The 26,580-nt window shown below is 72.7% G+C and carries 22 protein-coding genes and 1 riboswitch; of the genes, 4 read left to right on the forward strand and 18 right to left on the reverse strand.

Going from position 1 to position 26,580, the window contains the following annotated elements; translation table 11 throughout:
- Position 1 precedes the first annotated feature (1 nt).
- On the reverse strand, positions 2-589 hold the full coding sequence (locus tag ACQP1N_RS19325) for a GNAT family N-acetyltransferase (RefSeq protein ID WP_067796356.1): 588 nt from the start codon (positions 587-589) through the stop codon (positions 2-4).
- On the reverse strand, positions 582-1,250 hold the full coding sequence (locus tag ACQP1N_RS19330) for a carboxymuconolactone decarboxylase family protein (RefSeq protein ID WP_084262783.1): 669 nt from the start codon (positions 1,248-1,250) through the stop codon (positions 582-584). The genes ACQP1N_RS19325 and ACQP1N_RS19330 overlap by 8 nt, the downstream gene beginning before the upstream one ends.
- Positions 1,251-1,366: 116 nt before the next feature.
- On the opposite strand from ACQP1N_RS19330, the gene ACQP1N_RS19335 reads away from it, so the two are divergent.
- Complete coding sequence (locus ACQP1N_RS19335; RefSeq protein ID WP_433225735.1) at positions 1,367-2,137, forward strand: class I SAM-dependent methyltransferase; 771 nt, start codon at positions 1,367-1,369, stop codon at positions 2,135-2,137.
- On the opposite strand, the gene glyA is transcribed toward ACQP1N_RS19335, so the two are convergent.
- From glyA to gap, 6 genes are all read right to left on the reverse strand, one after another.
- Positions 2,134-3,408, reverse strand: a complete 1,275-nt coding sequence (glyA, locus tag ACQP1N_RS19340) for a serine hydroxymethyltransferase (RefSeq protein WP_433225737.1) — start codon at positions 3,406-3,408, stop codon at positions 2,134-2,136. The genes ACQP1N_RS19335 and glyA overlap by 4 nt on opposite strands.
- A gap of 49 nt (positions 3,409-3,457) precedes the next feature.
- Positions 3,458-3,544: riboswitch (ZMP/ZTP riboswitch) on the reverse strand.
- Between the two features lie 62 nt (positions 3,545-3,606).
- Positions 3,607-3,930 (reverse strand): RNA polymerase-binding protein RbpA, encoded by a 324-nt coding sequence (locus tag ACQP1N_RS19345; protein WP_242608653.1) that lies wholly within the window; start codon positions 3,928-3,930, stop codon positions 3,607-3,609.
- Between the two features lie 129 nt (positions 3,931-4,059).
- On the reverse strand, positions 4,060-4,302 hold the full coding sequence (secG, locus tag ACQP1N_RS19350) for a preprotein translocase subunit SecG (protein WP_067796367.1): 243 nt from the start codon (positions 4,300-4,302) through the stop codon (positions 4,060-4,062).
- 135 nt (positions 4,303-4,437) lie between these two features.
- Positions 4,438-5,232 carry a triose-phosphate isomerase gene (gene tpiA, locus ACQP1N_RS19355; RefSeq protein WP_433225740.1) on the reverse strand — a complete coding sequence of 265 codons (795 nt, stop codon included), beginning with the start codon at positions 5,230-5,232 and terminating at the stop codon, positions 4,438-4,440.
- 3 nt (positions 5,233-5,235) lie between these two features.
- Positions 5,236-6,423, reverse strand: coding sequence for a phosphoglycerate kinase (locus tag ACQP1N_RS19360; protein WP_067796373.1), 1,188 nt, complete (start codon positions 6,421-6,423; stop codon positions 5,236-5,238).
- 90 nt (positions 6,424-6,513) lie between these two features.
- Positions 6,514-7,518, reverse strand: a complete 1,005-nt coding sequence (gene gap / locus ACQP1N_RS19365; RefSeq protein WP_067796376.1) for a type I glyceraldehyde-3-phosphate dehydrogenase — start codon at positions 7,516-7,518, stop codon at positions 6,514-6,516.
- A gap of 263 nt (positions 7,519-7,781) precedes the next feature.
- Between gap and ACQP1N_RS19370 the strand changes: the two genes are divergently transcribed.
- A complete protein-coding gene (locus ACQP1N_RS19370) occupies positions 7,782-9,641 on the forward strand; it encodes a heparinase II/III domain-containing protein (RefSeq protein ID WP_433225743.1) in 1,860 nt (619 codons plus the stop codon).
- 12 nt (positions 9,642-9,653) lie between these two features.
- On the opposite strand, the gene whiA is transcribed toward ACQP1N_RS19370, so the two are convergent.
- From whiA to uvrC, 4 genes are all read right to left on the reverse strand, one after another.
- Positions 9,654-10,634 carry a DNA-binding protein WhiA gene (gene whiA / locus ACQP1N_RS19375; protein ID WP_433225745.1) on the reverse strand — a complete coding sequence of 327 codons (981 nt, stop codon included), beginning with the start codon at positions 10,632-10,634 and terminating at the stop codon, positions 9,654-9,656.
- 61 nt (positions 10,635-10,695) lie between these two features.
- Positions 10,696-11,673, reverse strand: a complete 978-nt coding sequence (locus ACQP1N_RS19380) for a gluconeogenesis factor YvcK family protein (protein WP_067796388.1) — start codon at positions 11,671-11,673, stop codon at positions 10,696-10,698.
- Between the two features lie 52 nt (positions 11,674-11,725).
- Positions 11,726-12,604, reverse strand: coding sequence for an RNase adapter RapZ (gene rapZ / locus ACQP1N_RS19385; RefSeq protein ID WP_067796391.1), 879 nt, complete (start codon positions 12,602-12,604; stop codon positions 11,726-11,728).
- On the reverse strand, positions 12,601-14,619 hold the full coding sequence (uvrC, locus tag ACQP1N_RS19390) for an excinuclease ABC subunit UvrC (RefSeq protein ID WP_067796394.1): 2,019 nt from the start codon (positions 14,617-14,619) through the stop codon (positions 12,601-12,603). Before uvrC ends, rapZ begins: the two co-directional genes overlap by 4 nt.
- Before the next feature lie 178 nt (positions 14,620-14,797).
- Between uvrC and ACQP1N_RS19395 the strand changes: the two genes are divergently transcribed.
- The gene (locus ACQP1N_RS19395; RefSeq protein WP_067796398.1) at positions 14,798-15,967 is read left to right on the forward strand and encodes a mechanosensitive ion channel family protein; all 1,170 of its coding nucleotides are present in this window, start codon (positions 14,798-14,800) and stop codon (positions 15,965-15,967) included.
- Positions 15,968-15,994: 27 nt separating this feature from the next.
- Here ACQP1N_RS19395 and ACQP1N_RS19400 read toward each other — a convergent pair whose 3' ends face one another.
- The 3 genes from ACQP1N_RS19400 to ACQP1N_RS19410 all read right to left on the reverse strand — a co-directional run bounded on the left by ACQP1N_RS19400 (position 15,995) and on the right by ACQP1N_RS19410 (position 20,503).
- Positions 15,995-16,435, reverse strand: a complete 441-nt coding sequence (locus ACQP1N_RS19400) for a Rieske (2Fe-2S) protein (protein WP_242608648.1) — start codon at positions 16,433-16,435, stop codon at positions 15,995-15,997.
- A gap of 123 nt (positions 16,436-16,558) precedes the next feature.
- Positions 16,559-19,396, reverse strand: a complete 2,838-nt coding sequence (gene uvrA, locus ACQP1N_RS19405; protein WP_433225749.1) for an excinuclease ABC subunit UvrA — start codon at positions 19,394-19,396, stop codon at positions 16,559-16,561.
- Between the two features lie 315 nt (positions 19,397-19,711).
- Positions 19,712-20,503 carry an MBL fold metallo-hydrolase gene (locus ACQP1N_RS19410; protein WP_217999815.1) on the reverse strand — a complete coding sequence of 264 codons (792 nt, stop codon included), beginning with the start codon at positions 20,501-20,503 and terminating at the stop codon, positions 19,712-19,714.
- A 71-nt stretch (positions 20,504-20,574) separates the two neighbouring features.
- On the opposite strand from ACQP1N_RS19410, the gene ACQP1N_RS19415 reads away from it, so the two are divergent.
- The gene (locus ACQP1N_RS19415) at positions 20,575-21,327 is read left to right on the forward strand and encodes a maleylpyruvate isomerase family mycothiol-dependent enzyme (protein WP_067796406.1); all 753 of its coding nucleotides are present in this window, start codon (positions 20,575-20,577) and stop codon (positions 21,325-21,327) included.
- Positions 21,328-21,351: 24 nt separating this feature from the next.
- Here the strand turns inward: ACQP1N_RS19415 and ACQP1N_RS19420 are convergent, their stop codons facing one another.
- From ACQP1N_RS19420 to ACQP1N_RS19430, 3 genes are all read right to left on the reverse strand, one after another.
- On the reverse strand, positions 21,352-22,044 hold the full coding sequence (locus ACQP1N_RS19420) for a Crp/Fnr family transcriptional regulator (protein WP_067796409.1): 693 nt from the start codon (positions 22,042-22,044) through the stop codon (positions 21,352-21,354).
- Between the two features lie 103 nt (positions 22,045-22,147).
- A complete protein-coding gene (locus ACQP1N_RS19425; RefSeq protein ID WP_433225752.1) occupies positions 22,148-25,972 on the reverse strand; it encodes a tetratricopeptide repeat protein in 3,825 nt (1,274 codons plus the stop codon).
- Positions 25,969-26,460, reverse strand: coding sequence for a hypothetical protein (locus tag ACQP1N_RS19430; protein WP_067796415.1), 492 nt, complete (start codon positions 26,458-26,460; stop codon positions 25,969-25,971). Before ACQP1N_RS19430 ends, ACQP1N_RS19425 begins: the two co-directional genes overlap by 4 nt.
- Positions 26,461-26,580: the final 120 nt, after the last annotated feature.

The raw sequence follows: 26,580 nt of genomic DNA on the forward strand, positions 1-26,580 counted from the left end.
TTCATGGGAAAACGTCGAGGATTCGACGGGATCCGATCCAACGGGAGCGGTCGGCGGCATAGTAGGCGGCACCGTCGGGTCCGGCCGGCCCGTCCCGCCACCGCCGCATGCCGAGCTGCTGGGCGATCTCCGCCGAGGCCGTGTTCGCCATGTCGATCTCGGCGGTGATCCGGTGCACGCCGACCACCCCGAACGCGTAGTCGAGCACCGCGCGGGACGCCTCGGCGGCCAGGCCCTGGCCCCAGTGCTCCGGCTCCAGGCTGTAGAGGATCTCGACGTCCACGCCGTGGCCGAGCGGCCCCTCGTGGTGGCTGAGCCCGGCGACGCCGATCAGCGGGTCGCCCGGGGCGGCCGCGTCGATCCCGGCGGACCGCCGCGCGGTGCGCAGGGCCCACAGCCCGTAGCCCTCGGTCGCGAAGTCCCGCTCGCTGGCCTCGATGATCTCGCTGACCTGGACGGCCGTGACCACCTGGTCGTCGAACAGGTGGCGCCGGACGAGCGGGCCCGTCCAGTGCGTCAGCAGCGCGCGGTGGTCGCGCATCGACACCGGCCGCAGCGCGAGCCGCACCGTGCGCAGCAGCTCAGTCATGCGCGGCCTCCACGGGCCACTCGGGCGCGTCCTCGCCGTCCGGGAGACCGACCCGGAACACGCGGAGCTGCAGCGCGAGCGCCTTGTAGTAGCCGACGAGCGTGACCAGCTCGACGACGGCGGCGCGGCCGAGTGTCGCGACCGCCTCGGTGAACACGGCGTCGGCGAGGTCGTCCTCGGCGGCGAGCTGCCGGGCCGCCTCGTACACGACGCGTTCGCGGACGTCGCCGAGCAGGGGCGCGCGGCCCTCCCGCACCGCGTCGATCTCCTCGTCGGTGAGGCCGTGGCGGCGGCCGATCCGCTCGTGCGCGTACCACTCGTAGTCGGACCGGACGTGCGCGGCGACGACCAGCGTGGCGATCTCCCGCTCGCGCCTGGTGAACGCCGTCCGGAACCGCAGCGCGGCGCCGAGGTCCTGCAGGGGCAGGCCGACGGACGGGCTGTAGAGCATGGCGTTGAAGGGGCCGTGGAGCCGTCCGATGTCGTCGGCCAGGTCGAAGGGCGGGTTGGGGTCATCGGCGCGGGGGCCGCCCGTCACCGCCTCATAGACCGTTCGCTGCTCGTCGCTGAGCGAACCGGGGAGCAGCAGCGGCAGCCTGGCCGGGGACGAGCCGCGCCACGGTCGATTGTTGACATGCTCACCGCTCACGGGGTCGATCACTTACCGCACGCTAGGCGGTCGGCGCGGGCGGCTCAACCCCCGGTCCGGAATGTGAAACCCCCGGCGCAGGATGACATGGCGTCCGCGTAACACGCGCACACTGGCAGGATGGCCGGGTGAGCGGCATCTATGACGATCCGTGGGCGTACGAGCTGGCGTGCTCGTTCCGGGATGTGGCGGCGGAGGTGGACGTCCTGCTGGGCTGGTGCGCCGAGCTGGGCGCGAGGCCCGCGTCGGTGCTGGAGCTGGCCGCCGGGCCCGCCGAGCACGCCCGCGAGTTCGCGCGCCGCGGCCTGGCCGCGACGGCGCTCGACCTGAACCCGGCGATGTGCGCCTACGCCGCCCGCGCCGGTGCCCGGATCGAGGTCGTGCAGGACGACATGACCCGGTTCGACCTGGGCCGCCGGTTCGACCTCGTGGTGACGATGCTCGACTCCACATCCCATCTGATGACGCTGGACGCGTTCGTCGCGCACCTGCGCCGCGTCGCCGCGCACCTGTCCCCCGGCGGCCTCTACGTGGTGGAGATGTCGCATCCCCGGGACCGGCTGGGCGACGATCCGAGCGTCAGCACCGGCTGGACGGTCGAACGCGGCGGCGTCCGGGCGAGCGTCCGCTGGGGCGAGCCGTCCGACCGGCTGGACCCGGTGACGCAGATCGCCGACGACCATGTCACGATGACGATCACGGACGGCGGCGGGACGCGGGTGCTCCGCGACGTCGTCCCCTACCGCTTCTGGACCGCGACCGAACTGGACGCCGCGATCCGTCTCGCCGGCGGTCTCGGCGTGGCCGCGAGGTACGGCGACTTCGGGGGCGGTGAGGACGCCGTGGCCCTCACCGCCCCCGAAGCCTGGCGCATGATCACGATTCTGCGCCGCGCCTAGGGCGTGGGCGTCCAGCCGGGCATCGGGTAGGCGGCGAGCAGTTCCCGGACCTGCCCGGCGACCCGCGCGGCGACCGTCTCGTCCCGCTTGGCGACGGCCTGCACGACCTCGTCGATCCACTCCGCGAGCTGCGGCATCTGCTCCTCGCCGAGCCCGCGGGTGGTGATCGCGGCGGTACCGATCCGCAGCCCGGACGGGTCGAACGGCTTGCGCGGATCGAACGGGACGGCGTTGTAGTTCAGCTCGATCCCCGCGCGGTCGAGGGCCTGCGCGGCGGGCTTGCCCGCGACGCCCTTGTTCGTCAGATCGATGAGCAGGAGATGGTTGTCGGTGCCGCCGGAGATCAGGTCGTAGCCGCGGTCGATCAGCGCGGCGGCCAGGACCTGCGCGTTCGCGACGACCTGCCGGGCGTACCGGGAGAAGTCCGGCTGGGCGGCCTCCCGCAGCGCGACGGCGATCGCGGCGGTCGTGTGGTCGTGCGGACCGCCCTGCAGGCCGGGGAAGACGGCCTTGTCGATCGCCTGCGCATGCTCCGCCGTCGACATGATCATCGCGCCGCGCGGGCCGCGCAGCGTCTTGTGCGTGGTCGTGGAGATCACATCCGCGTGGCCGACCGGGGACGGATGCGCGCCCCCCGCGATCAGGCCGGCGATGTGCGCGATGTCGGCGGCGAGCACCGCGCCGACCTCGCGGGCGATCTCCGCGAACGCGGGGAAGTCGATCGTCCGCGGGATCGCGGTGCCGCCGCACCAGATCAGCTTCGGCCGCTCCCTGAGCGCCAGGTCGCGCACCTGGTCCATATCGACGCGCCCGGTGTCGGCGCGCACGTCGTAGCGGACGGGACGGAACCACTTGCCGGTGGCCGACACCGACCAGCCGTGCGTGAGGTGCCCGCCCATCGGCAGCGACAGGCCCATCACGGGGTCGCCGGGCTCCAGGAACGCCATGTAGACGGCGAGGTTCGCGGGCGAGCCCGAGTACGGCTGGACGTTGGCGTGCTCGACACCGAACACCTCCTTCGCCCGCCGGATGGCCAGCAGCTCGATCGGGTCGACGTTCTGCTGGCCCTCGTAGTACCGCCTGCCCGCGTAGCCCTCGGAGTACTTGTTCGTCAGGACCGACCCGGTGGCCTCCAGGACGGCCGGCGACACGTAGTTCTCCGAGGCGATCAGCCGGATCTTCTCGTACTGGCGGCGGCCCTCGGCCTCCACCAGCCCGGCGATCTCGGGGTCCTGGCTCCGCAGATGGGGAACGGGCGGTTCGTGCATCATGAGCCTCCGCGCTGCTCGCGCCGGGACTTTCGGGCGCCCCGGCCTGGGGCCCGTACACCCAGGCGCGCGGCGTGCGGACTAGATTCGCTCCCCGGTGGTCGTCTCCACCTTGACTGCGCCAGTCACGTGCGCGCCATCATAGCGAAACGAAGACGGCGCGGCCCGGCCCCCCGAGGGAGCCGGGCCGTGGCGGTCCGGTCAGCGGGCCGCGGCTTCCATGGCCTGCCTGACGGCGGCGCGCTTCTGGCGGAGCTTGGCGAGGGCCTCTTCGAGAATGGCCTCGCCGTCCTCGTCGCTGCGCCGCTCCTTCACGTACGCCAGGTGCGTCTTGTACGGCTCGGTCTTCGGCGGCGCCGGCGGGTTCTCCGCGTCCTGACCGGCGGGGAACCCGCAGCGCGGGCAGTCCCACGTCTCGGGAACCGCGACGTCCGTCGCGAAGCTGGGCCGGGTCTCGTGCCGGTTGGCGCAGTAGAAGGTCACCCAGACACGGGGGGCGGCGTCGCCGCGCTCCGCCTCTCCCATCGGACCGGCCCCGACACGGCTGCCCCGGATCGCGTTGCCACTACCCACGGATAACTCCTCGCTCGGTGTTCCGCCGCCGCCCGTGACCTTCGAGGACGGCGCGGCGCTCGCATGTGTTCAGACGGTGGCTCAGCCGACGCCCTTGTGCTTGAACAGCAGTCCGAGCACGACGATCGAGGCGAACCAGAGAATCCCTACGCCGATCGTCAGCCGGTCGAGGTTGCGCTCGACCACGGACGAGCCGCCGAGGGACGACGAGACACCGCCGCCGAACATGTCCGAGAGGCCGCCGCCCTTGCCCTTGTGCATCAGGACGAGGACCACCATCAGCAGGCTCGTGATGATGAGCACGATGGACGTTGCGATGATCACGATTCTTCAGCGCCTTGTCTGTAGGTCGGGACGGAGGGTCCGGCCGGGCGGTTTACCCGTCAGCTACGAAGGGTACGACGAATGACCCGCTGGTTCGGCAAGAACCCCCAGTTCACACAGAATTGATCAGGTTGCTCAGGCCGGGAGATCCCGGTACCGGCAGATTTTGACGAACTCTCCCGGGTCCAGGCTGGCACCACCGACCAACGCGCCGTCCACGTCGTCCTGCGCCATGAGCTTGGCGATGTTGCCGCCCTTGACCGAGCCGCCGTACAGGATACGCACCTCGTCGGCCAGCCCGCCGTCGTACAGTTCGGCGAGCCGCGTGCGGATGGCGGCGCAGACCTCCTGCGCGTCCTGCGGGGTGGCGACCTCGCCGGTGCCGATGGCCCAGACGGGCTCGTAGGCGATCACGATGCGCCGCGCCTGGTCGGCGGGGATCTTCTCCAGCCCGCCGTCGATCTGCGCGAGGACGTGCGGGACGTGCTCGCCGGCCTTGCGGACCTCCAGCCCCTCGCCCACGCACAGGATCGGGGTGAGGTCGGCGCCGAGCGCGGCCCTGGCCTTGGCGTTGACGGTGGCGTCGTCCTCGGCGTGGTACTGGCGCCGCTCGGAGTGCCCGACGATGGCGTAGGTGCAGCCGAGCTTGGCCAGCATCGCGGCGGAGATCTCGCCGGTGTAGGCGCCGGAGGCGTGCGGGGAGACGTCCTGCGCGCCGTACTGGATCGGGTACTTGTCGGCCTCGATGAGGGTCTGCGCCGAGCGGAGCGCGGTGAACGGCGGCATCACGGCGACGTCCACGGCCTCGTAGTCGGCGTCCTTGAGCGCGAACGCCATCTTCTGGATGAGCGCGATCGCCTCAAGGTGGTTGTTGTTCATCTTCCAGTTGCCGGCCATCAGCGGCTTACGGGAAGGGGTCGCGGGGGCCATTGGTCAGTCCTCCAGAGCCTGCAGGCCGGGCAGCGTCTTGCCTTCGAGGTATTCGAGGCTGGCGCCGCCGCCGGTCGAGATGTGGGAGAAGGCGGCCTCGTCGAAGCCGAGCCGCCGGACGGCCGCGGCGGAGTCGCCGCCGCCGACGACGGTGAACGCGCCGGAGTCGATGAGCCCCTGCGCGACGGCACGGGTGCCGTGCGAGTACGGCTCCATCTCGAACACGCCCATCGGGCCGTTCCAGAACACCGTCCGGGCGCCGGCGAGGCGGGAGGCGAACAGCTTGCCGGACTCGGGGCCGATGTCGAGGCCGAGCCGGTCGGCCGGGATCGCGTCGGCGGCGACCACGGCATGGTCGGCGTCGGCCGCGAACGCCGCGGCCGCGACGATGTCGACGGGCAGGACGAACTCCACGCCCGTCTCCTCGGCCCGCCGCAGGTACGCGCGGACGGTGTCGAGCTGATCCTCTTCCAGGAGGCTCTTGCCGACCTCGTGCCCCTGGGCCTTGAGGAAGGTGAACACCATGCCGCCGCCGATCAGGATGCGGTCGGCCTTGCCGAGCAGGTTGTCGATCACGCCGAGCTTGTCGGACACCTTGGACCCGCCGAGCACGACCGCGTAGGGGCGTTCGACGTCCTCGGTGAGCTTCTTCAGCACCTCGACCTCGGCGGCGATCAGCCCCCCGGCGGCGTGCGGGAGCCGCTGCGGCACGTCGTAGACGGACGCGTGCCTGCGGTGCACGGCGCCGAAGCCGTCCCCGACGTAGATCTCGGCGAGGGCGGCGAGCCGGTCGGCGAAGGCGCCGCGCTCGGCGTCGTCCTTGCCGGTCTCGCCCGGCTCGAAGCGCAGGTTCTCCAGCAGCGCGACGCCGCCGTCCGCGAGGCCGCCGGCGGCGGCGCGGGCGGAGTCGCCGACGACGTCGGAGGCGAACGCCACGTCCGTACCGAGCAGTTCGCCGAGCCGCCGCGCGACGGGGGCCAGCGAGAGTTCGGGCTTGACCTGGCCCTTGGGGCGGCCGAGGTGGGCGCAGACGATGACCTTGGCGCCGCGGCCGCGCAGCGCCTCGATCGTCGGCAGGCCGGCCCGGATCCGCCCGTCGTCGGTGATCGCGCCGTTCTCCAGGGGCACGTTCAGGTCGGCCCGGACGAGTACGCGCTTTCCGGCGACGTCGAGATCGTCAATGGTGCGCATCGGGATGCGATGTCCTTCCGTACACGGCCATGCCGTGGCCGCGCGCCCCATCTGGGATACGGCGCGCGGCCACGGCGGTGACGGTCTTCGTCAGAGCTGCGAGCCGACGAGCTTGACGAGGTCGACGAGGCGGTTGGAGTAGCCCCACTCGTTGTCGTACCAGCCGACGACCTTGACCTGGTCGCCGATGACCTTGGTCAGCCCGGAGTCGAAGATGCAGGACGCCGGGTCGGTGACGATGTCGCTGGAGACGATCGGGTCGGCCGTGTAGGTGAGGTAGCCCTTGAGCGCGCCCTCGGCGGCGGCCTTGTACGCCTCGTTGACCTCCTCGACCGTGACCTCGCGGGACACGTTGACGGTGAGGTCGGTGGCGGAACCCGTCGGCACCGGGACGCGCAGCGCGTAGCCGTCCAGCTTGCCCTTCAGCTCGGGCAGCACGAGGCCGATCGCCTTGGCGGCGCCGGTGGAGGTCGGCACGACGTTCAGCGCGGCGGCGCGGGCGCGGCGCAGGTCCTTGTGCGGCGCGTCCTGCAGGTTCTGGTCCTGCGTGTAGGCGTGCACCGTCGTCATCAGGCCCTTCTCGATGACGAAGTTGTCGTGGAGCACCTTCGCCAGCGGGGCCAGGCAGTTGGTGGTGCAGGACGCGTTGGAGATCACCGTGTGCTTGGCCGGGTCGTACTGGTCGTCGTTGACGCCCAGGACGAGGGTGACGTCCTCGTTCTTGGCCGGCGCGGAGATGATGACCTTCTTGGCGCCGTTGTCGGCGTGCACCTTGGCCTTGGTGGCGTCGGTGAAGAAACCGGTGGACTCCACGACGACGTCGGCGCCGACCTCGCCCCACTTCAGGTTGGCGGGGTCGCGCTCGGCGAACGCCTTGATGGCCTTGCCGCCCACGACGATCTCGTCGGCGGTGGCGTGCACGTCCTCGGGGAAACGGCCCAGGATGCTGTCGTACTTGAGCAGCTGGGCGAGCGTGGCGTTGTCGGTCAGGTCGTTGACCGCCACGACCTCGATGTCGGCTCCGCTCGCCTTGACAGCGCGGTAGAAGTTGCGGCCGATCCGGCCGAACCCGTTGATGCCTACTCGGATGGTCACGGAACGACTCTCCCTCACGTCGTATCGCCCGGAGTGGACCCGGACTGTTAACCATGGTGGATCCGGGGTTTCCCCCACTCTCGACCCTATCCAATGACACCCGGGTAGCCCGACACCGGCCGTGCGGGAATCCGGGAGTGAGACCGCCGTCCCCCGGCGGGGGATTCCGGGGTGCGTTCGGCGCCCGGCGATGTCACCGACCGTTCACTCTACTGTCACTCAGGGTGATGACCGTCGTGAGGTGAACGGTCACTCTCCGTCATATGAGAGTTCGAGCAGGGGATGGACGCCATGCCGGATGGGTCCTGCTGCTGATGCTGGCGGCGTGCAGCGGTCCCGCGCACCCCGGGGAGCCATCGAAGACCGGGGTGGTGGCCGCCGCCGCGACGCCCCGGACGCCGCAGGGGACCTGCCTCGGCTACAACGGGCTGGACGGCCTGAACCCGGCCGCGCAGGTCCGCGCGGGCCGGTTCAGAACACCCGACGGCGCACCGGTGCGGGTCGCACGCGGCACCGACGTCGACTGGAACCTGAACCCCTACCACGACCGGAGCTGGCAGCTGTGGTTCCACTCCCTCGAATGGCTCGGCGGCTCCGTCAGGGAGTACGAGCGGACCGGGGACCGCGCGGCGCTCGCCACGGCGACGGGGATCGCGCAGGACTGGCTGGCCGACAACCGGGGCCCCGGCCGTTTCGGAAAGGGCCGGCAGGACGCCATCGCCGAGAGCGTCAAGTTCCGCCTGATCACGCTGGTATGCCTGCGCCGGCACCTGGCCGCGCCCTGGCTGGACGAGGCGATCGCCCGGCACGCGGAATGGCTGGCCCGCCCCGAGAACTACGCGGGCCCGTGGAACCACGGCACCGACGAGTCGATGACGCTCATGTCGGCGGGCTGCGCGACCGGCCGCACCGACCTCGCCGACCTCGGCCGGCGGCGGCTCCTGGACGCGGTGTTCCACCCGCCGGGCGGAGCCCCGCCCGCGATCGACGCGCAGGGCGCGAGCACCGAGCAGTCCACCGGCTACAGCGTCTACAACCGGTCCCGGTGGGGGCTGGTGATGAAGGTCATGCGCAACTGCCGCCGGCCGGTCCCCGCCGAACTCGTCCGCAGGCACCGGCTGATGGACGAGTTCATCGCGTTCCAGGTCACCCCGGGCGGGGACCTGCTCCAGATCGGCGAATCGCATGCGGCGAAGGCGTCCGCCATCGGCCGCCTCGGCAGCGGGCCGCTCAGGTACGCGGCCACGCTGGGCAGGGAGGGGACGCCGCCCGGGGAGCGGGTGAAGATCTACGACGCCGGCTATGTGATGGGCCGGTCCGGCTGGGGCACGGGCGACCGTCCCTACACGCAGGAGATGGCGTACACGGCCCGGTTCGGGCCCGGCCGGTACGTGCACGGCCAGAGCGACCACATGGCGCTCACCTTCTACGCCCTCGGCCGCAGCCTCCTCGTGCCGAGCGGGCACATCGGCTACAACGATCCCGCGTGGCGGGCGTGGCTGCAGTCCCCCGAGGCGCACAACACCCTCGTCGTCCGGGACGCGCCCTTCCGGGCGGGCGCCGCCACGGCGTTGACCGGCCACCGGTTCCGGCGCGGCGCCGACACCTTCCGCTTCTCCGACACCGCCTTCACCGGAACGAGGCGGACCCGGTCGGTGCTGGCCGCGGCCGGCCCCGACGCGCTCGTCGTGCTGGACGAGGCGCGGTCCCGCCGAACGCGCACCGTGGACCAGCTCTGGCATCTGCCGGCGGACTTCTCCGCCGCGGCGGACGGGGCCGGCGCCGTGGCCACCGCCGGCGACGTCCGCGTCCGCTTCCTGCGGATCCCGCTGCCAGGCACAGCGTCCGAACCGGCCCGGGTCGTCCGCGGGAGCCGCACCCCGCGGCAGGGCTGGATCGCCCCGTCCCACCGCACCAGGGTCGCCGCGCCGGTGGTGTCCCTGCCGGCGCGGGGCCGGCGGACCCGGATCCTGACACTGATCGCTCCCGTCCGGGACGCCGCCCCGCCGCAGCCGCTGATCACGATCCGGCGGGACGGCGGGGTCCGCGTCGACACCGCGTTCGCCGGCCGCCGGCTCGTGGTGGAGGCCGCCGCCGACGGTACGCTCCGCCGCCTCGGCTGAGCGCGCGGCGGGTCACTGCGCGAGCATGTCCGCGGTCAGGTTGGCTTCGGTGCCGGGGATGCCCTGGTCGCTCGCGCGTTTGTCGGCCATGGCGAGCAGGCGGCGGATACGGCCGGCGATGGCGTCCTTGGTGAGCGGCGGTTCGGCGAGCTGGCCGAGTTCCTCCAGGGACGCCTGCTTGTGCTCCAGGCGGAGACGGCCGGCCTTGACGAGGTGCTCGGGGGCCTCGTCACCGAGGATCTCCAGGGCGCGGGCGACGCGGGCGCCGGCGGCGACGGCGGCGCGGGCGGAGCGGCGCAGGTTGGCGTCGTCGAAGTTGGCGAGCCGGTTGGCGGTCGCGCGGACCTCGCGGCGCATCCGGCGCTCCTCCCAGGCGAGGACGCTGTCATGGGCGCCGAGCCGGGTGAGCAGGGCGCTGATGGCGTCGCCGTCGCGGACGACGACGCGGTCGATGCCGCGCACCTCCCGGGCCTTGGCGTGGATCTTGAGGCGGCGGGCGGCGCCGACGAGGGCGAGCGCCGCCTCCGGGCCCGGGCAGGTCACCTCCAGCGACATGGAGCGCCCCGGTTCGGTGAGGGAGCCGTGCGCGAGGAACGCGCCGCGCCAGGCCGACTCGGCGTCGCAGGCCGCGCCCGCGACGACGTGCCGGGGCAGGCCGCGGACGGGCCGGCCGTTGTTGTCGATGAGACCGGTCTGCCGGGCGAGGGACTCGCCGTCCCGGAAGACGCGGACGACGTAGCGGTTGCCCTTGCGCAGGCCGCTCGGCGCGAGCACGACGACCTCGGAGGTGTGCCCGAACACCTCCGCGATGTCCTTGATCAGGCGCCGTGCCGCCACGCCGGTGTCGATCTCGGCCTCGATCACGATGCGTCCGCTGACCAGGTGCAGGCCGCCCGCGAAACGCAGCAGCGTCGAGACCTCGGCCTTGCGGCAGCACGGCTTCATGACCGTGAGCCTGCTCAGCTCGTCCTTGACCACCCCGGTCATCGCCATCTGGTGAACCCTCCCCCTATCGGACTTCCAGCAGTGTGGCCGATCCCGGCCCCGCGGGTCGTCACTCGGTGAATATCTGTACGAAGGCTTGGGCCAGCCGGGCGGGTTCATGGCGCGGCGAGCCGTCATCGGCGGCGACGTCGGCGAGGACGAGCCGTCCGCCGAGGGCCTGGACGGCCTTGTCGAGCGCCGCCGGATCGTCCACCACGCCGCGGTCGGCGAGGACCACGTCGACGCGCAGATCCGGGGCGTGCGCCTGCAGGACCTCCAGGTGGGTCTGCGGCGAGAAGTCGTCGGTCTCGCCGGGCTGCGGCGCCAGGTTCAGCGCGACGATGCGGCGGGCGCGGCAGGTGGTGAGGGCGCGGGCCAGCGCGGGCACCTTCAGGTGCGGCAGGACGCTGGTGAACCAGGAGCCGGGGCCGAACACGACCCAGTCGGCGGCCTCGACGGCGGCGAGCGTCTCCGGGCACGCCGGCGGGTCGGCCGGCACGAGCGACACCCCGAGCACGCTGCCGGGCGTCTTCGCGCACGCCACCTGCCCTTTGACATGCGTGATCCGGTCGGGACGGGACGGGTCGGCGCCGCGCACCTCGGCGACGATGTCCATCGGGACGGCCGCCATCGGCAGCACCCGGCCGTGCGCGCCGAGCAGCCGGCCGACCCAGTCGAGACCCGCGACGGTGGCGCCGGCCGGGCCCGCACCGCCGAGCAGCTCCCACAGCGCGACGATCAGCAGATTGCCGACGGCGTGGTCCTTCAGGTCGCCCTCGCTGCGGAACCGGTGCTGGACGACGTCCCGCCAGGTCTGCCCCCATTCGTCGTCGCCGCAGAGGGCGGCGAGCGCCATCCGCAGGTCGCCGGGCGGCAGCACGCCGAGCTCGCGGCGGAGCCGCCCGCTGGAGCCGCCGTCGTCGGCGACGGTGACGACGGCGGTCAGCCGGTCGGTGACGCGGCGCAGCGCCGACAGCGAGGCGTACAGGCCGTGGCCCCCGCCGAGCGCGACGACCTTCGGACCGGCCTTCGGGCCAGGGGGCTTCACCGTGCCGTTTCTCTCCTCGTCCGGGGTCCGCGCCGGACCCCGGCACGGGCTGTCACTCGCGGCCGAGGTCACGGTGGGCGACCTGCACCTCGATGCCCTCGTCCCGCAGCCGGGCGGCGATCTGCTCCGCCATGGCAACACTACGGTGTTTTCCGCCGGTGCATCCCACGGCGAGCGTCACGTAGTGCTTGCCCTCGCGCTCGTAGCCGTCGGCGAGGAGGCGCAGGACCTCGGCGTAGGCGTCCAGGAACTCCTTCGCGCCGCGCTGCCCGAGGACGTAGTCGCGGACGGCGGTGTCGCGGCCCGTCTTCGGCCGCAGCTCCGGCACCCAGTGCGGGTTCGGCAGGAACCGGCAGTCGACGACGAGGTCGGCGTCCACCGGCAGGCCGTACTTGTAGCCGAACGACACGACGGTCGCGCGCAGGCTGGACTCCCCGGTGTCGTTGCCGAAGAAGCCGATGATCTTGTTGCGCAGCTCGTGCACGTTGAGGCCGCTGGTGTCGATCACCAGGTCGGCCTCGGCGCGGACCTCACGGACGAGTTCGCGTTCGCGGGCGATGCCGTCCACGAGGCGTCCGTCGCCCTGCAGCGGGTGCGGGCGCCGGACGCTTTCGAACCGGCGCACCAGGTCGGCGTCGCTCGCCTCCAGGAACACCACCCGCGGGTGAACGCCGCGCGCCTCCAGCTCGGCGATCGAGGAGTGCAGGTCCTCGGTGAACGCGCGGCTGCGGACGTCCACGACGACGGCGATGCGGGGCACCGCGTTCTTCACCCGGCCGCCGAGGTCGGCCATCGTGGCGAGCAGCCCGGGCGGCAGGTTGTCGACCACGAACCAGTCGAGGTCCTCCAGGGACTTGGCCGCGGTGCTGCGGCCCGCCCCCGACATACCGGTGACGATCACGATGTCCGGGATCTTGGTCTCGCTGGTCATGCCCGTCTCCCCCTGTGCTCCCCGTCGCCCGCGCCGTCGCCCGCCGGAGCGGCCGCGCCGTGCAGTGCCGCGACGATCCCCTCGGCGCTGCGCCTGCCTATCCCCGGGACCTCGGCGACCTGCTCGGGCGTCGCGTCCTTCAGCCGTTTCAGCGAGCCGAAGTGTTTCAGCAGCGCCGCGCGCCGCGCCGGGCCCAGACCCGGAACGTTATCGAGTTCGCTGACCGTCATGGACTTGGACCGCCGCTGCCGGTGGAAGGTGATGGCGAAACGATGCGCCTCGTCGCGTACCCGCTGGACGAGGAACATGCCCTCGCTGTTGCGCGGCAGGATGACCGGGTCGTCCTCGCCGGGGAGCCACAGCTCCTCCAGCCGCTTGGCGATGCCGCAGACCGCGATGTCGTCCACGCCCAGCTCGTCGAGGGCGCGCTGGGCGGCGGCGACCTGCGGCGGGCCGCCGTCGACGAGCACCAGGTTGGGCGGGTAGGCGAACTTGCGCGGTTTGCCGGTCTCCGGGTCGATCGGCTGATGCGCGCCCTCCTCCCCTCCGGCGTCCCCCGCGGCCGCCCCGGCTGCGACCGCCTCGGCGGGGTCGCCGAGGTGGCCGAGCTCCCCCGTCTTCTCGCTCTCGGCGAGGTAGCGGCGGAACCTCCGGGTGATCACCTCGTGGATGGAGCGGACGTCGTCCTGCCCCTCGACCGCCTTGATCGTGAACCTGCGGTACTCGCTCTTGCGGGCCAGCCCGTCCTCGAACACGACCATGGACGCGACCACGTTCGTCCCCTGCAGGTTGGAGACGTCGTAGCACTCGATGCGCAGCGGCGCCTCGTCCAGCTCCAGGGCGTCCTGGATCTCCTGGAGCGCCCGGCTCCGGGTGGTCAGGTCGGACGCGCGGCGCGTCTTGTGCTGCTTGAGCGCCTCCTGGGCGTTGCGCGCGACCGTGTCCAGCAGGGCCTTCTTGTCGCCGCGCTGCGGGACGCGCAGCCGGACGGGCCCGCCGCGCCGCTCCGCCAGCAGCTCGGTCATCGCGTGCTCCTCGGGCGGCAGCGCGGGGACCAGGACCTCGCGCGGCACCGCCTCGCTCTCGCCGTAGATCTGGGTGAGGAAGTGCTCGACCAGGTCGGCCGTCGTGACGTCCTCGACCTTGTCGACGACCCAGCCGCGCTGCCCGCGGATGCGGCCGCCCCGCACGTAGAACACCTGGACGGCCGCCTCCAGTTCGTCCTCGGCGAAGGCGACCATGTCGCAGTCGGTGGTGTCGGCGAGGACGACCGCCTGCTTCTCCAGCGCGCGTTCCAGGGCGCGGATGTCGTCGCGGAGCCGGGCGGCGCGCTCGTACTCCTGGGCCGCGGCGGCCTCGCGCATGTCGCGTTCGAGACGCTTGATGAACCGGCCGGTCTCCCCTGCCATGAAATCGCAGAAGTCCTCGGCGAGCAGGCGGTGCCCGGCCGGGGAGACGCGGCCGACACAGGGCGCCGAGCACTTGCCGATGTAGCCGAGCAGGCAGGGGCGGCCGAGCTGGTGCTGCCGCTTGAACACGCCGGCGCTGCACGTCCGGACGGGGAACACGCGCAGCAGCTGGTCGACCGTCTCCCGGATCGCCCACGCGTGGGAGTACGGCCCGAAGTAGCGGACGCCCTTCTTCTTGGCGCCCCGCATCACCATCACCCTCGGGAACTCCTCGTTCAGGGTGACGGCGAGATACGGATACGACTTGTCGTCGCGGTAGCGGACGTTGAACCGGGGGTCGAACTCCTTGATCCAGGAGTACTCCAGCTGGAGGGCTTCGACCTCGGTGCCGACGACCGTCCAGTCGACGCGGGCGGCGGTCTGCACCATCGTCTGCGTGCGCGGATGCAGGGCGGAGAAGTCGGCGAAGTAGGAGTTCAGCCGCGAGCGCAGGTTCTTCGCCTTGCCCACGTAGATGACCCGGCCGTGTTCGTCGCGGAAGCGGTACACCCCGGGGGACTCCGGGATCGAGCCCGGTGCGGGTCGGTAGGTCGCCGGATCTGCCACGTTCAGAAGCCTAACGGGCGGTACCGACACGCCGGGCGCCCGCGCGCCCCGTCTCCCGCCGCGATCTTCCCGCGGGGTGACGGAGATCTCCCTTTTCCGGCCGGATGACTGCAAAGCGATCGGAAAGGGAGGGTCGGACAGAGGTATACCGAGGCAGCCGGAGGAGGTCGTTGCGCACATGTCCGCGCTCTGGGCATGGATCGTCCTGGCGTCCGTCGTCGCCACGTCCGTGATCGTCGTGGAGGCCGGCCGGCGCCTGCTCGCCGGCCGGCTGTCGCACCGCTGGCCGGGGGCCGGGCGGGCCGCCCGCCGCTGCGCCGCACCCGCGTTCGTGTTCGCGGCGGTGGTCAGCGCCAGCACCGCCATGCCGTACCAGCTGCTGCACGGCCAGCCGGACGGCGTCGTCCGGCACGCGCTGCGGATCGCGGCCATCGGCGCCACCACCTGGCTGGTGCTGCGGATCGGCTACGCGCTGAGCGACCCGCCGCTGGCCCGGCTGATGCGCATCGAGGGCGAGCGCAACCGGCGGGCCAGGCGCGCCCGCACCCAGATGCTGCTGCTGCGCCGGATCGCGGCCGTGCTGATCGTGGTCCTGGCGGTGGGCGCCGCGCTGTTCACCTTCCCGGGCGTGCGGGCGGTCGGCGCCGGGGTGCTGGCGTCGGCGGGCGTCGCCGGGCTGGTCGTCGGCATCGCGGCCCGTCCCACGCTCGGCAACCTGCTCGCCGGGCTGCAACTGGCGTTCAGCGACGCCCTGCGGCTGGACGACATCGTCGTCACGCAGGACTACTGGGGACGGGTCGAGGAGCTGACGCTGTCGTACGTGGTGCTGCGGCTCTGGGACGACCGGCGGATGATCTTCCCGGTGTCGCACTTCACCGAGCAGCCGTTCGAGAACTGGACCCGGCACTCGAGCCGGCTGCTCGGCTCGGTGGAACTGCACGTCGACTGGACGGTGCCCATCGAGGAACTGCGCGCCGAACTGCACTCGGCGCTGCGGGACAACCCGCTGTGGGACCGCCGCGAGTGGATCCTGCAGGTGGTGGAGATCCTGCCGAACGGGCTGGTCAAGCTGCGTGCGCTGATGAGCGCCGCCGACTCGGCGAGCACCTGGGATCTGCGCTGCGACGTGCGCGAGCACCTCGTCTCCTACATCCGCGACCACCACCCCGAGGCGCTCCCCCGGTTCCGGGTCGGCCCCGAGCCGGACGCCGGCGGCACGTCCCCTTCCGCGGCGGACACGGCCCCGGCCACGGATCTCGGGACGCAGACGAAGGGCGGCGCCTCGTCCGGCGTGAACGCCCCGGAGACCGGCGGCGCGGCGGGGCCGGCGCCGCTCAGGCGGGCATGACCCGGCCGCCCCGGCCTTCCGCGCCGATCAGGTGACGACGATGCCGCCGTTCTTCACCTGCACCGGGTACTCCAGCAGCGGCTTGGTCGCCGGCCCCTTCGTCACCGCCCCGTCCGCGATCTTGAACTCGCTGCCGTGGCACGGGCACCTGATCAGCCCGTTCGCGACACTGCCCACCGTGCAGCCCTGGTGCGGGCACACCGCCGTGAACGCCTTGAAGGCGCCCTGCGCCGGCTGCGTCACGACCACCTTCTCGGTCCCGTAGATCTTGCCGCCGCCGACGGGGACGTCCGCGGCCTTCGCGATCTCCTTGCCCCTCAGGTCCTCGACGGACTTCACCCCGCTCCCGCTCCCGCCGCACCCGGCGATCACGGTGGCACCGACGGCCCCGGCCGCACCGCACAGCACCGCACGCCGCCCGACGATCCCCCCGTCCCCGGCCGCCCGGGGCATCACGTTCTCTTCCATGGGTCCATCTTGGTGGACGCCCCCGCGTCCCCCGCACCGCCCCCTCACGGTGCTTCCTCCCGGACCGGACGCCGGCCGGCGCGCACGGGCGGGCGCGGGGAGCGAACGGAGCGCGGACGCCCGCTAGCCCAGCATCTTCTTGAGGAAGTGGCCGGTGTGGCTGGCCTCGACCTTGGCGACGTCCTCGGGGGTACCGGTGGCGACGACGGTGCCGCCCCGGGAGCCGCCCTCGGGGCCCATGTCGATGATCCAGTCGGCGGTCTTGACGACGTCCAGGTTGTGCTCGATGACGATGACCGTGTTGCCCTTGTCGACCAGGCCGTTGAGGACGCCGAGGAGCTTGCGGATGTCCTCGAAGTGGAGGCCGGTGGTCGGCTCGTCCAGGACGTAGATGGTGCGGCCGGTGGAACGCTTCTGCAGTTCGGACGCCAGCTTGACGCGCTGGGCCTCGCCGCCGGACAGGGTCGGGGCGGGCTGGCCGAGGCGGACGTAGCCGAGGCCGACGTCGTTGAGCGTCTTCAGGTGCCGGTGGATCGCCGTGATCGGCTCGAAGAACTCGGTGGCCTGCTCGATCGGCATGTCGAGCACCTCGGAGATCGTCTTGCCCTTGTAGTGGACCTCCAGGGTCTCCCGGTTGTAGCGGGCGCCGTGGCAGACCTCGCACGGGACGTAGACGTCCGGCAGGAAGTTCATCTCGATCTTGATGGTGCCGTCGCCGGAGCAGTTCTCGCAGCGGCCGCCCTTGACGTTGAAGGAGAACCTGCCCGGCTGGTAGCCGCGCACCTTCGCCTCGGTGGTCTGCGCGAACAGCTTGCGGATGTGGTCGAAGACGCCGGTGTAGGTCGCCGGGTTGGAGCGCGGGGTGCGGCCGATGGGCGACTGGTCGACGTGGACGACCTTGTCGAGCTGGTCGACGCCGTTGACGCGCCGGTGCTTGCCGGGGACGGTCTTCGCCCCGTTCAGCTTCTTGGCGAGGGAGTTGTAGAGGATGTCGTTGACCAGCGTCGACTTGCCCGAGCCGGACACACCGGTCACGGCGGTGAGGACGCCGAGCGGGAAGGTCACGTCCACGCCGCGGAGGTTGTTCTGCTGGGCGCCCTTGACGGTGACCTCGCGGCCCCTGGTACGGGGACGGCGGATCTGCGGGACGGCGATCTCGCGGCGTCCGTCCAGGTAGGCGCCGGTCAGCGAACGGTCCGACTTCTTCAGGTCCTCGACGGTGCCGGACACGACGATCTCGCCGCCGTGCTCGCCCGCGCGGGGGCCGATGTCGACGATCCAGTCGGCGGCGGCGATGGTGTCCTCGTCGTGCTCGACGACGATCAGCGTGTTGCCCATGTCGCGGAGCCGGAGCAGCGTCTCCAGCAGCCGGTGGTTGTCGCGCTGGTGCAGGCCGATCGACGGCTCGTCAAGCACGTAGAGGACGCCGACCAGGCCGGAGCCGATCTGCGTCGCCAGCCGGATGCGCTGCGCCTCCCCGCCGGCGAGCGTGGCGGACGCCCGGTCGAGGGTGAGGTAGTCGAGGCCGACGTCCAGCAGGAAGCCGAGGCGCGCGTTGATCTCCTTGAGGACGCGCTCGGCGATGTGCGTCTCGCGGTCGTTCAGCTCCAGCGCCAGCAGGAACTTCGCGGCCTCGCCGATCGGCAGCGCGGCGACCTCGGCGATCGACTTCCCGCCCATGGTGACGGCCAGCACGACCGGCTTGAGCCGGGCGCCCTCGCACGTCGGGCAGGGGATCTCCCGCATGTAGCCCTCGAACCGCTCCCGGCTGGAGTCGCTCTCGGACTCGGCGTGCCGCCGCTGGATGTAGGGGATCACGCCCTCGTAGGCCGTGTAGTAGGACCTCGTCCGGCCGTAGCGGTTCTTGTAGCGGACGTGGACCTGGGTCTCGTGCCCGTCCAGGACGGCCTTGCGCGCCTTGGCGGGCAGCTTGTGCCACGGGGTGTTCAGGTCGAATCCCATGGCGTCGCCCAGGGCGGACAGCAGGCGCAGGAAGTAGTCGCTCACGTGCCCGTTCGACCACGGCTGGATCGCGCCCTCGCCGAGGGTCAGCTCCGGGTCGGGGACGACGAGTTCCGGGTCGACCTCCATGCGCGTCCCGAGGCCCGTGCAGTCGGGACAGGCGCCGTAGGGCGAGTTGAACGAGAACGAGCGCGGCTCCAGCTCCTCGAACGACAGGTCGTCGTAGGGGCAGTAGAGGTGCTCGGAGTACATCCGGGTGCGGTGCTCGTCGTCTTCGGGCAGGTCGACGAAGTCGAGGACGATCGTGCCGCCCGCGAGGCCCAGTGCCGTCTCCACCGAGTCGGCGAGCCGCTGGCGCGCCGAGTCCTTCACCGAGAGCCGGTCGACCACGACGGAGATGTCGTGCTTCTCCTGCTTCTTCAGCTTGGGCGGCTCGTCCAGGCGGATCATCTGCCCGTCCACCAGGGCCCGCGAGTAGCCCTTGGCCTGCAGCTCGCGGAACAGCTCCAGGTACTCGCCCTTGCGTCCGCGGATCACCGGCGCCAGCACCTGGAACCGGGTGCCGGGCTCCAGCTCCAGCACCCGGTCGACGATCTGCTGCGGCGCCTGCCTGCTGATCGGGCGGCCGCACTCGGGGCAGTGCGGGCGCCCGATCCGCGCGTACAGAAGACGCAGGTAGTCGTAGACCTCGGTGATCGTCCCGACCGTGGAGCGCGGGTTCTTGCTGGTCGACTTCTGGTCGATCGACACCGCCGGGGACAGCCCCTCGATGAAGTCGACGTCGGGCTTGTCCATCTGCCCGAGGAACTGCCGGGCGTACGCCGACAGCGACTCCACGTACCGGCGCTGGCCCTCCGCGAAGATCGTGTCGAACGCCAGGCTGGACTTGCCGGAACCCGACAGGCCGGTGAACACGATCATGGAGTCCCGGGGGAGGTCGAGCGAGACGTCCTTCAGGTTGTGCTCGCGTGCTCCACGCACGATGAGTCGGTCATGCACGGCGTTCTTCCGGTTCCTCTTCTGGGGCGCGGCGATCTGGAGAGACGGGTCCGCCTCAAGGCTAGCCACGGGGTACGACATTCCCCCGGCTGCTTAACGGCGACGGACGCCGCCGCATTTCACGGACGCCGCCGGGACGCCCCGGGACGGCACACTCGCACCGTACACGTGTTCGAACACCCCTTGCCACCGGAACCCCCGATCCGCTCCGGCCCGGCCCGCTGCGCTGCGCCTATGACTTCTCGCGACAAGGTCCGGACGCAGCGTCACGCTCGCCATGCGAGCGCTTCCACGCGCCGAGGCCGCCGGCGTGAGCTACTCGTCGTCCAGGGCGTGGGAGAGGTAGCGGTCGGCGGAGCGGCGCACGGCGTTCTTGCCGTCGGTGTAGACGATCTTCTTCCACCAGGCGCCGTAGACGCGGTCGAACTCGTAGGGCTCCAGCAGGCGCAGCGCGCGGCGCACCGTCCGGGGACGTTCCGGGATGTAGTTCGGGTACGAGTACATGAAACTCACCCAGTCCCGGTCGTTGACGACCTGGAGGATGTCGCCGGAGAACAGGGCGCGGGCATCGCGCCAGTGCAGGACCTGGCCGCCGTCGAAGTGGACGCCCGCGTTGATCAGCGTGAGGCCGTCCGCGAGTTCGTGGGTGTCGCCCTCCCAGAAGACGACCGCGTCGTCCGGGCGGGCCACCCAGCGGCGGTCGGCCTCGTGGATGTGGACGGGCGCGTCGAACGCGTGCGCCCACTCGATCATCGTGCCGTAGTAGTGCGGGTGGCTGATCGCGATCGCCGAGATGCCGCCCAGCTCGTTCACCTGGCGGATCAGGTCGTCGTCGAGGTGCGTGATCATGTCCCACAGGACGTTGCCGGACGGGGTGCGCAGCAGCAGGGCGCGCTGGCCGATGGCGATGGACGGCTCGGTGCCGATCCCGATGACGTCCGGCCCCTCCCCGGCGACGCGGCCCCGGTGATCGGCGCGCAGCTCCTCCAGCGTCGTCCATTTCTGGCCGTCCCAGCCGACGTACTGACGCTCGTCCTCGCAGATCGGGCAGTCGGGGCGGGGCCCGGCGTACTGGACGCCGCAGGTCACGCAGATCGGAAGGTCCATGATCACCATTCTGTGGCACCGGCCCGGCGGGGTGCGACAGGATGGAGGCTCTTTTCCGGTAAGGAGGGGTCATGGACTGGCGCGACGTGATCGATGAGCTGGACGCGGGCACGGAGCGGGTCGTCGGGACGCTGGGCGGGCTCACCGAGCATGACCTGCGCGGCCCGTCGGCGCTGCCCGGGTGGAGCCGCGGGCATGTCGCCACCCATATCGCCCGTAACGCCGACTCCCTGTGGAATCTGCTCGAATGGGCACGGACCGGCGTGGAGATTCCGCAGTACCCGAGCCTGGAGAAGCGCAACGCCGACCTCGACGCGGGCGCCGGACGCAGCGGTGCCGAGCTGATCGCCGACGTGCGCGCCACGGCGGCGCGGTTCGCCGAGCAGGCACGGACGCTGCCCGAGGACGCCTGGAACACACCGGTCGAGGCGCTGACGGGGTGGCGGCATCCGGCCTGGTACACGGTGTTCCGCCGCTGGAACGAGGTCGAGGCCCACCATGTCGACCTCGCCGCCGGATACGGGGCCGCCGACTGGCCCGAATCCTACGTCCGGTGGTCGGCGGCGGCGACGCTGGCGGACATGGCGGCGCTCCCGGCGAAGCAGCTCGGTGAGCTGGCCGGATACCGGATCACCGCGACCGACTCCGGGGAGTCCGCCGACCTCGGCCGGGCACCCGGCGGGCCGGAGGCGTCCGGGTCCGGGCGGGCGCTGCTCGGCTGGCTGAGCGGCCGCACGGACGGCTCCGGCGTGAGCGTCCGCCCGGACGGCCCGCTGCCCGTACCGCCGCCCTGGCCGCACGCACCGGCGGGTTTCCAGCCGTAGCCGTTCCGTCCCGGAAAGAGCCGGTCAGTCGCGTCCCGCCAGACGCCGCAGGGCCTCGGCGGAGCGGACGACGATCGCGTTGCGCGCGACGGTCAGGCCGTCGCGGAGCGGCTCGGCGGCGAGGATCTGCGCGACCTTCCGGCGCCCCATCCCGGCCCAGCGTCCGAGGTCCTGCTGGGAGATCGGGACCTGGACGTGGAGGCCCTCCTCCGTCGCCCCGTCCGGCCGCTCCTCCTTGACCGGGGTACCGAACCGGGCCGACAGGCGCAGGAGGCGGCCGGCGAGGCGGCGTTCGGGGTCGTCGGGGAAGTGGGCGACGCGCAGCTCGTTGGCGTCGCGCAGCCGCTCGGCGAGGACGGCGGCGACCGCCCAGACCGTCCCCGGATGGGCGTCCAGGACGCCGCGGAACCGGGCGGCGGGCAGCACGAGCGCCTCCACCCGGGTCAGCGCCTCGACGTTGGCGTGCCGGCTGCCGCCGTCCGCCGCCTCCACCTCGCCGACCAGGTCGCCCGGCCCGAGGACGTCCAGGATGGCGACCTCCCCGTCCCGGTCCACCCAGATCTTCACCGCGCCCGACCGCAGCACGAAGACCTGGGACGCGCGGGTGTGCTCGCGCATCAGGAACGCGCCCGGCCTGATCACCACGGGGGCGCCGGCCCCCAGCAGCGCCTCCCGGGCGCGCGGGGGCAGCGCGTCCCAGAACCGGGTGGCCTCCATCTCGCCTCCTCACCGAACCCTGCCCGGGCCGGGGCCATGGCCCTCCTGATCACCTGTCACGGTCCAGTGAACGCGGCGCTGCGCCGATGGACTACGTCCTTTGTCACATGTCGAGTGATCTTTCCGATTCAAGCAGGTTGTCGAGGGCGCGGACGCGCCGGCCGCAGTCCGCCGCCGCGGCCCGGTCGCCGAGCGCGAGATGCGAGTCGCGCAGCAGTTCCAGGGCCTGCCGCAGCCCCCGCCGGTCGTCCATGTCGCGGCGGATGACGACCTCGGCGTTGACGTGCTCCACTGCGCGGGCATGCTTGCCGAGCAGTTGGGACGCGCGGGCCATGCTGTGCAGCGCGTGCGCCTGCTCGCGGGCGGCGCCCAGCTCGGCGGCCAGGTCGAGGGCTCGCCGGCCGGTCTCCAGCGCGTCGTCGGCACGGTCGAGGTCGAGCTGGATGGCGGCGAGGTGGGCGAGCCCGGTGGCCTCGCTGTGCCGGTCGCCGACCTGGCTCAGGTAGTGCAGCGCCTTCTGCTCCTCGGCCAGGGCCTCCTCGGGACGCCCGGCCCGGCGCAGGACGGCGGCGAGGGTGTCCAGGCCGACGCCGAGGCCGTACCAGTCGCCGCGCGACCGGCGCAGGTGCAGCGCCTGCCGCGCCGCGCGCTCGGCCTCCTCGGGCAGGCCGAGCCAGGCGTAGGTGCGGGCGAGGCTGCCGAGCGTGCCCGCCATCCCGCTCCGCGCGCCGAGCCGATGCCACAGGTCGAGGGCCTCCAGGCCGAGGACGAGCGCCTCCTGCGGGCGGCCGAGACGGCGCATCACCACCGACAGGTGCTCCAGGTCGTTGGCCTCGCCGTGCTGGTCGCCGATCTCGCGGCGGATCTCCAGCGCCCGCAGCAGGTGCTCGCGCGCCTCCCGGTACCGTCCGAGCCGCCAGTGGACGATCCCGATCTGCGCGAGCGCCTCGGACTCGCCGTGCCGGTCGCTGGTGTCGCGGTGCAGCCGCAGCGCCTCCCCGCAGTAGGTGAACGCCTCGGCGAACCTCGTGGCCTCGCACATCAGCATCCCCAGCGTGGTCAGCGCGCGCGCCTCGCCGTGCCGCGCGCCCAATGCGCGGTAGGTGCGCAGTGCCTGTTCGGCGTCCTGCTGCGCCATGTCCCGCAGGCCGAGCGCGGCGTTCATCCGGGCGAGTTCGGTGAGCGCCTGCGCGGCACCGTGCATGTCCGCGAGCTCCTGCCGGATGGACAGCGCCTCCAGCGCGTGCGTGACCGCCTCGTGCACGCTCCCCCGGCGCCGGTGCACCCCGGCCACGATCAGCAGGGTCTCGGCCACCCCCGCCTGGTCGCCGCTCTCGCGCCGGACGGCCAGCGCCTTCGCCGCGTGCTCCAGGGCCGTCTCGTAGTCGCCGACGCCCAGGTGGGCGCGGGCGAGCGCGTTGCGGCTCTTGGCCACGCCCGCGTCGTTCCCCAGCCGCTCGTGGACGTCCAAGGACCGCCGGGCATGGTCGATCGCCGTCGGGTAGCGGCCGAGGACGATGTGGACGTCCGCGAGGGTGGCCAGGGTGGCGGCCTCCCCGTACCGGTCGGGCGGGTCGACCGCCCGGAACCCGCGCCGCGCGTCCTCCCCGTACCCGATGGCCTGGACGGATCCGCCGAGCTCGAAGTGCGCCATCGCCAGGTTGTGCAGCATCACGGCGGCCGCCGCCCAGTCCTCCTCGGTGCGGGCGGCGTGCAGGCCCGCCTGCTGGACGGCGATGTTGTCCTCGCCGTAGCGGCGGAACTGCTGGAAGTCGAACAGCGCGTCGGCCAGCTCCCAGCAGGTGCGGTGCAGGCCGAGCCGCGCGGCCTGGTGGACGGCGGCGACCAGGTTGCGCCGCTCGGCCTCGAACCAGCCGAGCCCGGCCGCGCGCCGGGCGGCCGTCACCGCGCGGTCCCGGGCCTCGCCGCGGTGGACGGTGGGGCGGGGCCGCCCCGGCAGCGCGGCGCCCGCCTCGCGCGCCCCGGCGAGATATCCGGCCAGCAGGCGCCGCTGCGCCGCCTGCAGTTCCCCGTCGGAGTCCTCCCCCAGGCCGCGTTCGCGGGCGAAGTCGCGCAGCAGGTCGTGCATGCGGTAGCGGTCCGGGCCGACGTCGTGCACCAGGTACGCCTGCCGCAGGCCCTCCAGGCACTCGCGCGCCTCCTCGGCCGTCCGGTCCTGGAGGGCGGCGAGGGCCGCGGGGGTGAAGTCGGGGCCCGCGACGAGCCCGAGCCGGCGGAACGCCTCGCGCTGGTCACGGCGCAGGCTGCGGTAGGCGACGTCGAACGTCGGGTTGACGACGGCGCTGAGCCCCGGCCCGGACGTCCCGGGCGCCGCGGCCTCCCCGAGGCCCGCCCCGGCGAGGCCGGGCCCGTACGGCACGGCGTCGCGGGCGTCGCGGGCGGCCAGTTCCCGGACGGTCCCGGCGATCGACTCGCCGGGGTTCTCGGCCAGCCGCCCGGCGATGACGCCGAGCGCCAGCGGCAGGTGGCCGCACTCGCGGGCGAGCCGCACGACGGCCCGGTGCTCGTCGCGGACGCGGGCGTCCCCCGGCCCGAGGACGTTGGAGATGAGGTCGACGGCCTCCTGCGTCGCCATTTCCCGCAGTTCCAGCGTGCGGATGTCGGCGCCGTCCAGCAGGGCGGGCAGCCGCCGCCGGCTCGTCACGACCACCAGCCCGGACGTCATCGCCGCCAGCAACGGCCTGACCTGCTCGGGCTGGACGGCGTTGTCGAGGATCAGCAGCATCCGCCGGTCGCCGAGCAGCGACCGGCACTGCGCCGCGAGCTCGTCCTCGGTGCGGGGAAGCTGGTCGCCGGGCACGCCCGCCGCGCGCAGCACCTGCCCCATCGCCTCCGCCGGGGTGACGGGGCTGCGGGTCGTGCCGCGCAGGTCGGCGAACAGGACGCCGTCGGGGAACCGGTCGGCGACGCGGTGCGCCCAGTGCAGCGCGAGCGTCGTCTTGCCGACGCCCGCCATGCCCTGGACGATCACCGCGCGCGGCCACACGGACTGGCCGACCAGCAGGTCCAGCTTGCTGAGGCTCACCGCGCGCCCGGCGAAGAACGGGTTGTCGGCGGGGAGCCGCGCGGCGAGCGGCCGGCCGCCGCCCGGCGGTTGCAGGCGCACCGGCTCGCGCGCCGCGATCGCGGTCTCCCCCGCCGGCCCGGCCGGCCGCGCGGGCTCGCTCTCGGCCGCGGGCCACTCGTCCCCCCACGGGCTCGCGGCACGGCGCAGCCGCTCGATGTCGAGGACGGTCAGCGGCCGCGGCCTGCGGTCGAGGATGCCCCTGGCCCGCCACAGCCGGAACCAGCGGACCAGCGTCTCGCGGGAGATCCCGGCCCAGTTCGCCAGCTCGGCCTGGCTGAGCTTCAGCGGGATCCGCGTCTCCTGCCCGGCCCCGGGCTCGCCGAACCGGTGCACCAGCTCCAGCAGGTGGTAGGCGAGCCGCTGCGGGTGGTCGGCCGCCCGCACCGCGTGCCGGCGGCCGCCGAACGTGACGCTCTCCGAGATCGCGTGCATCATCGCCTCGGCGACCTGCGGGCTCGCCGCCAGCAGGCTGCGGAACTTGGCGCGGTCGACGCGCAGCGCCGCGACATGGTCGAGCGCGGCGACGGTGCCGCGCTGCGGGTGCCCCCACGGGCCGAGGAGGCCGACCAGGTCCCCGGCCCCGAACAGATCGATGATCGACTCGTCGCCCTCGCTGGAGTCGACGAACTCCTTGGCGATCGCGTTGCTCGCCGCGCGCGGCGACGCCTTGAACACCACGTACACGGCGGGGGCGACCGACCCCTGATGGCACAGCATCCCGCCGGGCGGGATGTCGGTGCGCCGGCCCATGGCGCGCAGCGCCTGCCGGTCGGTGGGGGCCAGCCGCTCCCAGAAGCTGCCGGGCCGGACGTCCGGTACGTGGTCGATCAATCCGGTCACCCGCCCGCCATCGCCGCCGCCAGTGTCCAGAACAGGAACAGCACCGAGGTCGCCACCGCCCACGCGACGGCCTGCCAGGACAGCTCGCCGCAGCGGTGCGCCGCCGACAGCAGCCGGCGCAGTTCCTCGTCGCGGACCCGGTCCTCCAGCGCGACCGCGGAGCCGAACGGCGTCCAGGGGACGCCCGGGTCGACGGGCGAGCCGGTGCGCCCGCGCACCTGGCCGAGCACCGCGAGCAGCGTCCGGCGGGAGCGGACCGCGTATCCGGCCGAGATCGCGAACGACCCGGCCAGCACCGGCAGCAGCGCCAGCGCGGGCAGACCGGGCCGGCCGGCCGCGAACCGGGAGACGGTCCCGGCGAGCACGAGGGCGAGCAGGACCGCGGCGAGCGCGGAGTCCCGGCCGCAGAGCCGGACCAGCGTGCAGGCGTGCCCGAGGAGGTCCTCCGGCTTCTCCCTGTCCGGTCCGGGGCGGAATGCGGTGACCATCGCTTCACCGTCCTCACGGTCGAACCTGATCTTCTATCGACCATGGTGCGGCGGCAAGACGGAGATTTCCGTCCATAACGGCACGGTTGGGCTGAGTCTGGTGACTCATCTCATCGGCGG

It is taken from the genome of Actinomadura formosensis (assembly GCF_050948385.1).
Classification (GTDB): domain Bacteria; phylum Actinomycetota; class Actinomycetes; order Streptosporangiales; family Streptosporangiaceae; genus Spirillospora; species Spirillospora formosensis.

Bases quoted from the DNA above. Each gene is read 5' to 3' on its own strand.
- ACQP1N_RS19325 (WP_067796356.1), bottom strand. From the start codon at position 589: ATGACTGAGCTGCTGCGCACGGTGCGGCTCGCGCTGCGGCCGGTGTCG.
- glyA (WP_433225737.1), bottom strand. From the start codon at position 3,408: ATGATGCACGAACCGCCCGTTCCCCATCTGCGGAGCCAGGACCCCGAG.
- ACQP1N_RS19345 (WP_242608653.1), bottom strand. From the start codon at position 3,930: ATGGGAGAGGCGGAGCGCGGCGACGCCGCCCCCCGTGTCTGGGTGACC.
- tpiA (WP_433225740.1), bottom strand. From the start codon at position 5,232: ATGGCCCCCGCGACCCCTTCCCGTAAGCCGCTGATGGCCGGCAACTGG.
- ACQP1N_RS19360 (WP_067796373.1), bottom strand. From the start codon at position 6,423: ATGCGCACCATTGACGATCTCGACGTCGCCGGAAAGCGCGTACTCGTC.
- ACQP1N_RS19370 (WP_433225743.1), top strand. From the start codon at position 7,782: ATGAGAGTTCGAGCAGGGGATGGACGCCATGCCGGATGGGTCCTGCTG.
- whiA (WP_433225745.1), bottom strand. From the start codon at position 10,634: ATGGCGATGACCGGGGTGGTCAAGGACGAGCTGAGCAGGCTCACGGTC.
- rapZ (WP_067796391.1), bottom strand. From the start codon at position 12,604: ATGACCAGCGAGACCAAGATCCCGGACATCGTGATCGTCACCGGTATG.
- ACQP1N_RS19395 (WP_067796398.1), top strand. From the start codon at position 14,798: ATGTCCGCGCTCTGGGCATGGATCGTCCTGGCGTCCGTCGTCGCCACG.
- ACQP1N_RS19400 (WP_242608648.1), bottom strand. From the start codon at position 16,435: ATGGAAGAGAACGTGATGCCCCGGGCGGCCGGGGACGGGGGGATCGTC.
- ACQP1N_RS19410 (WP_217999815.1), bottom strand. From the start codon at position 20,503: ATGGACCTTCCGATCTGCGTGACCTGCGGCGTCCAGTACGCCGGGCCC.
- ACQP1N_RS19415 (WP_067796406.1), top strand. From the start codon at position 20,575: ATGGACTGGCGCGACGTGATCGATGAGCTGGACGCGGGCACGGAGCGG.
- ACQP1N_RS19420 (WP_067796409.1), bottom strand. From the start codon at position 22,044: ATGGAGGCCACCCGGTTCTGGGACGCGCTGCCCCCGCGCGCCCGGGAG.
- ACQP1N_RS19430 (WP_067796415.1), bottom strand. From the start codon at position 26,460: ATGGTCACCGCATTCCGCCCCGGACCGGACAGGGAGAAGCCGGAGGAC.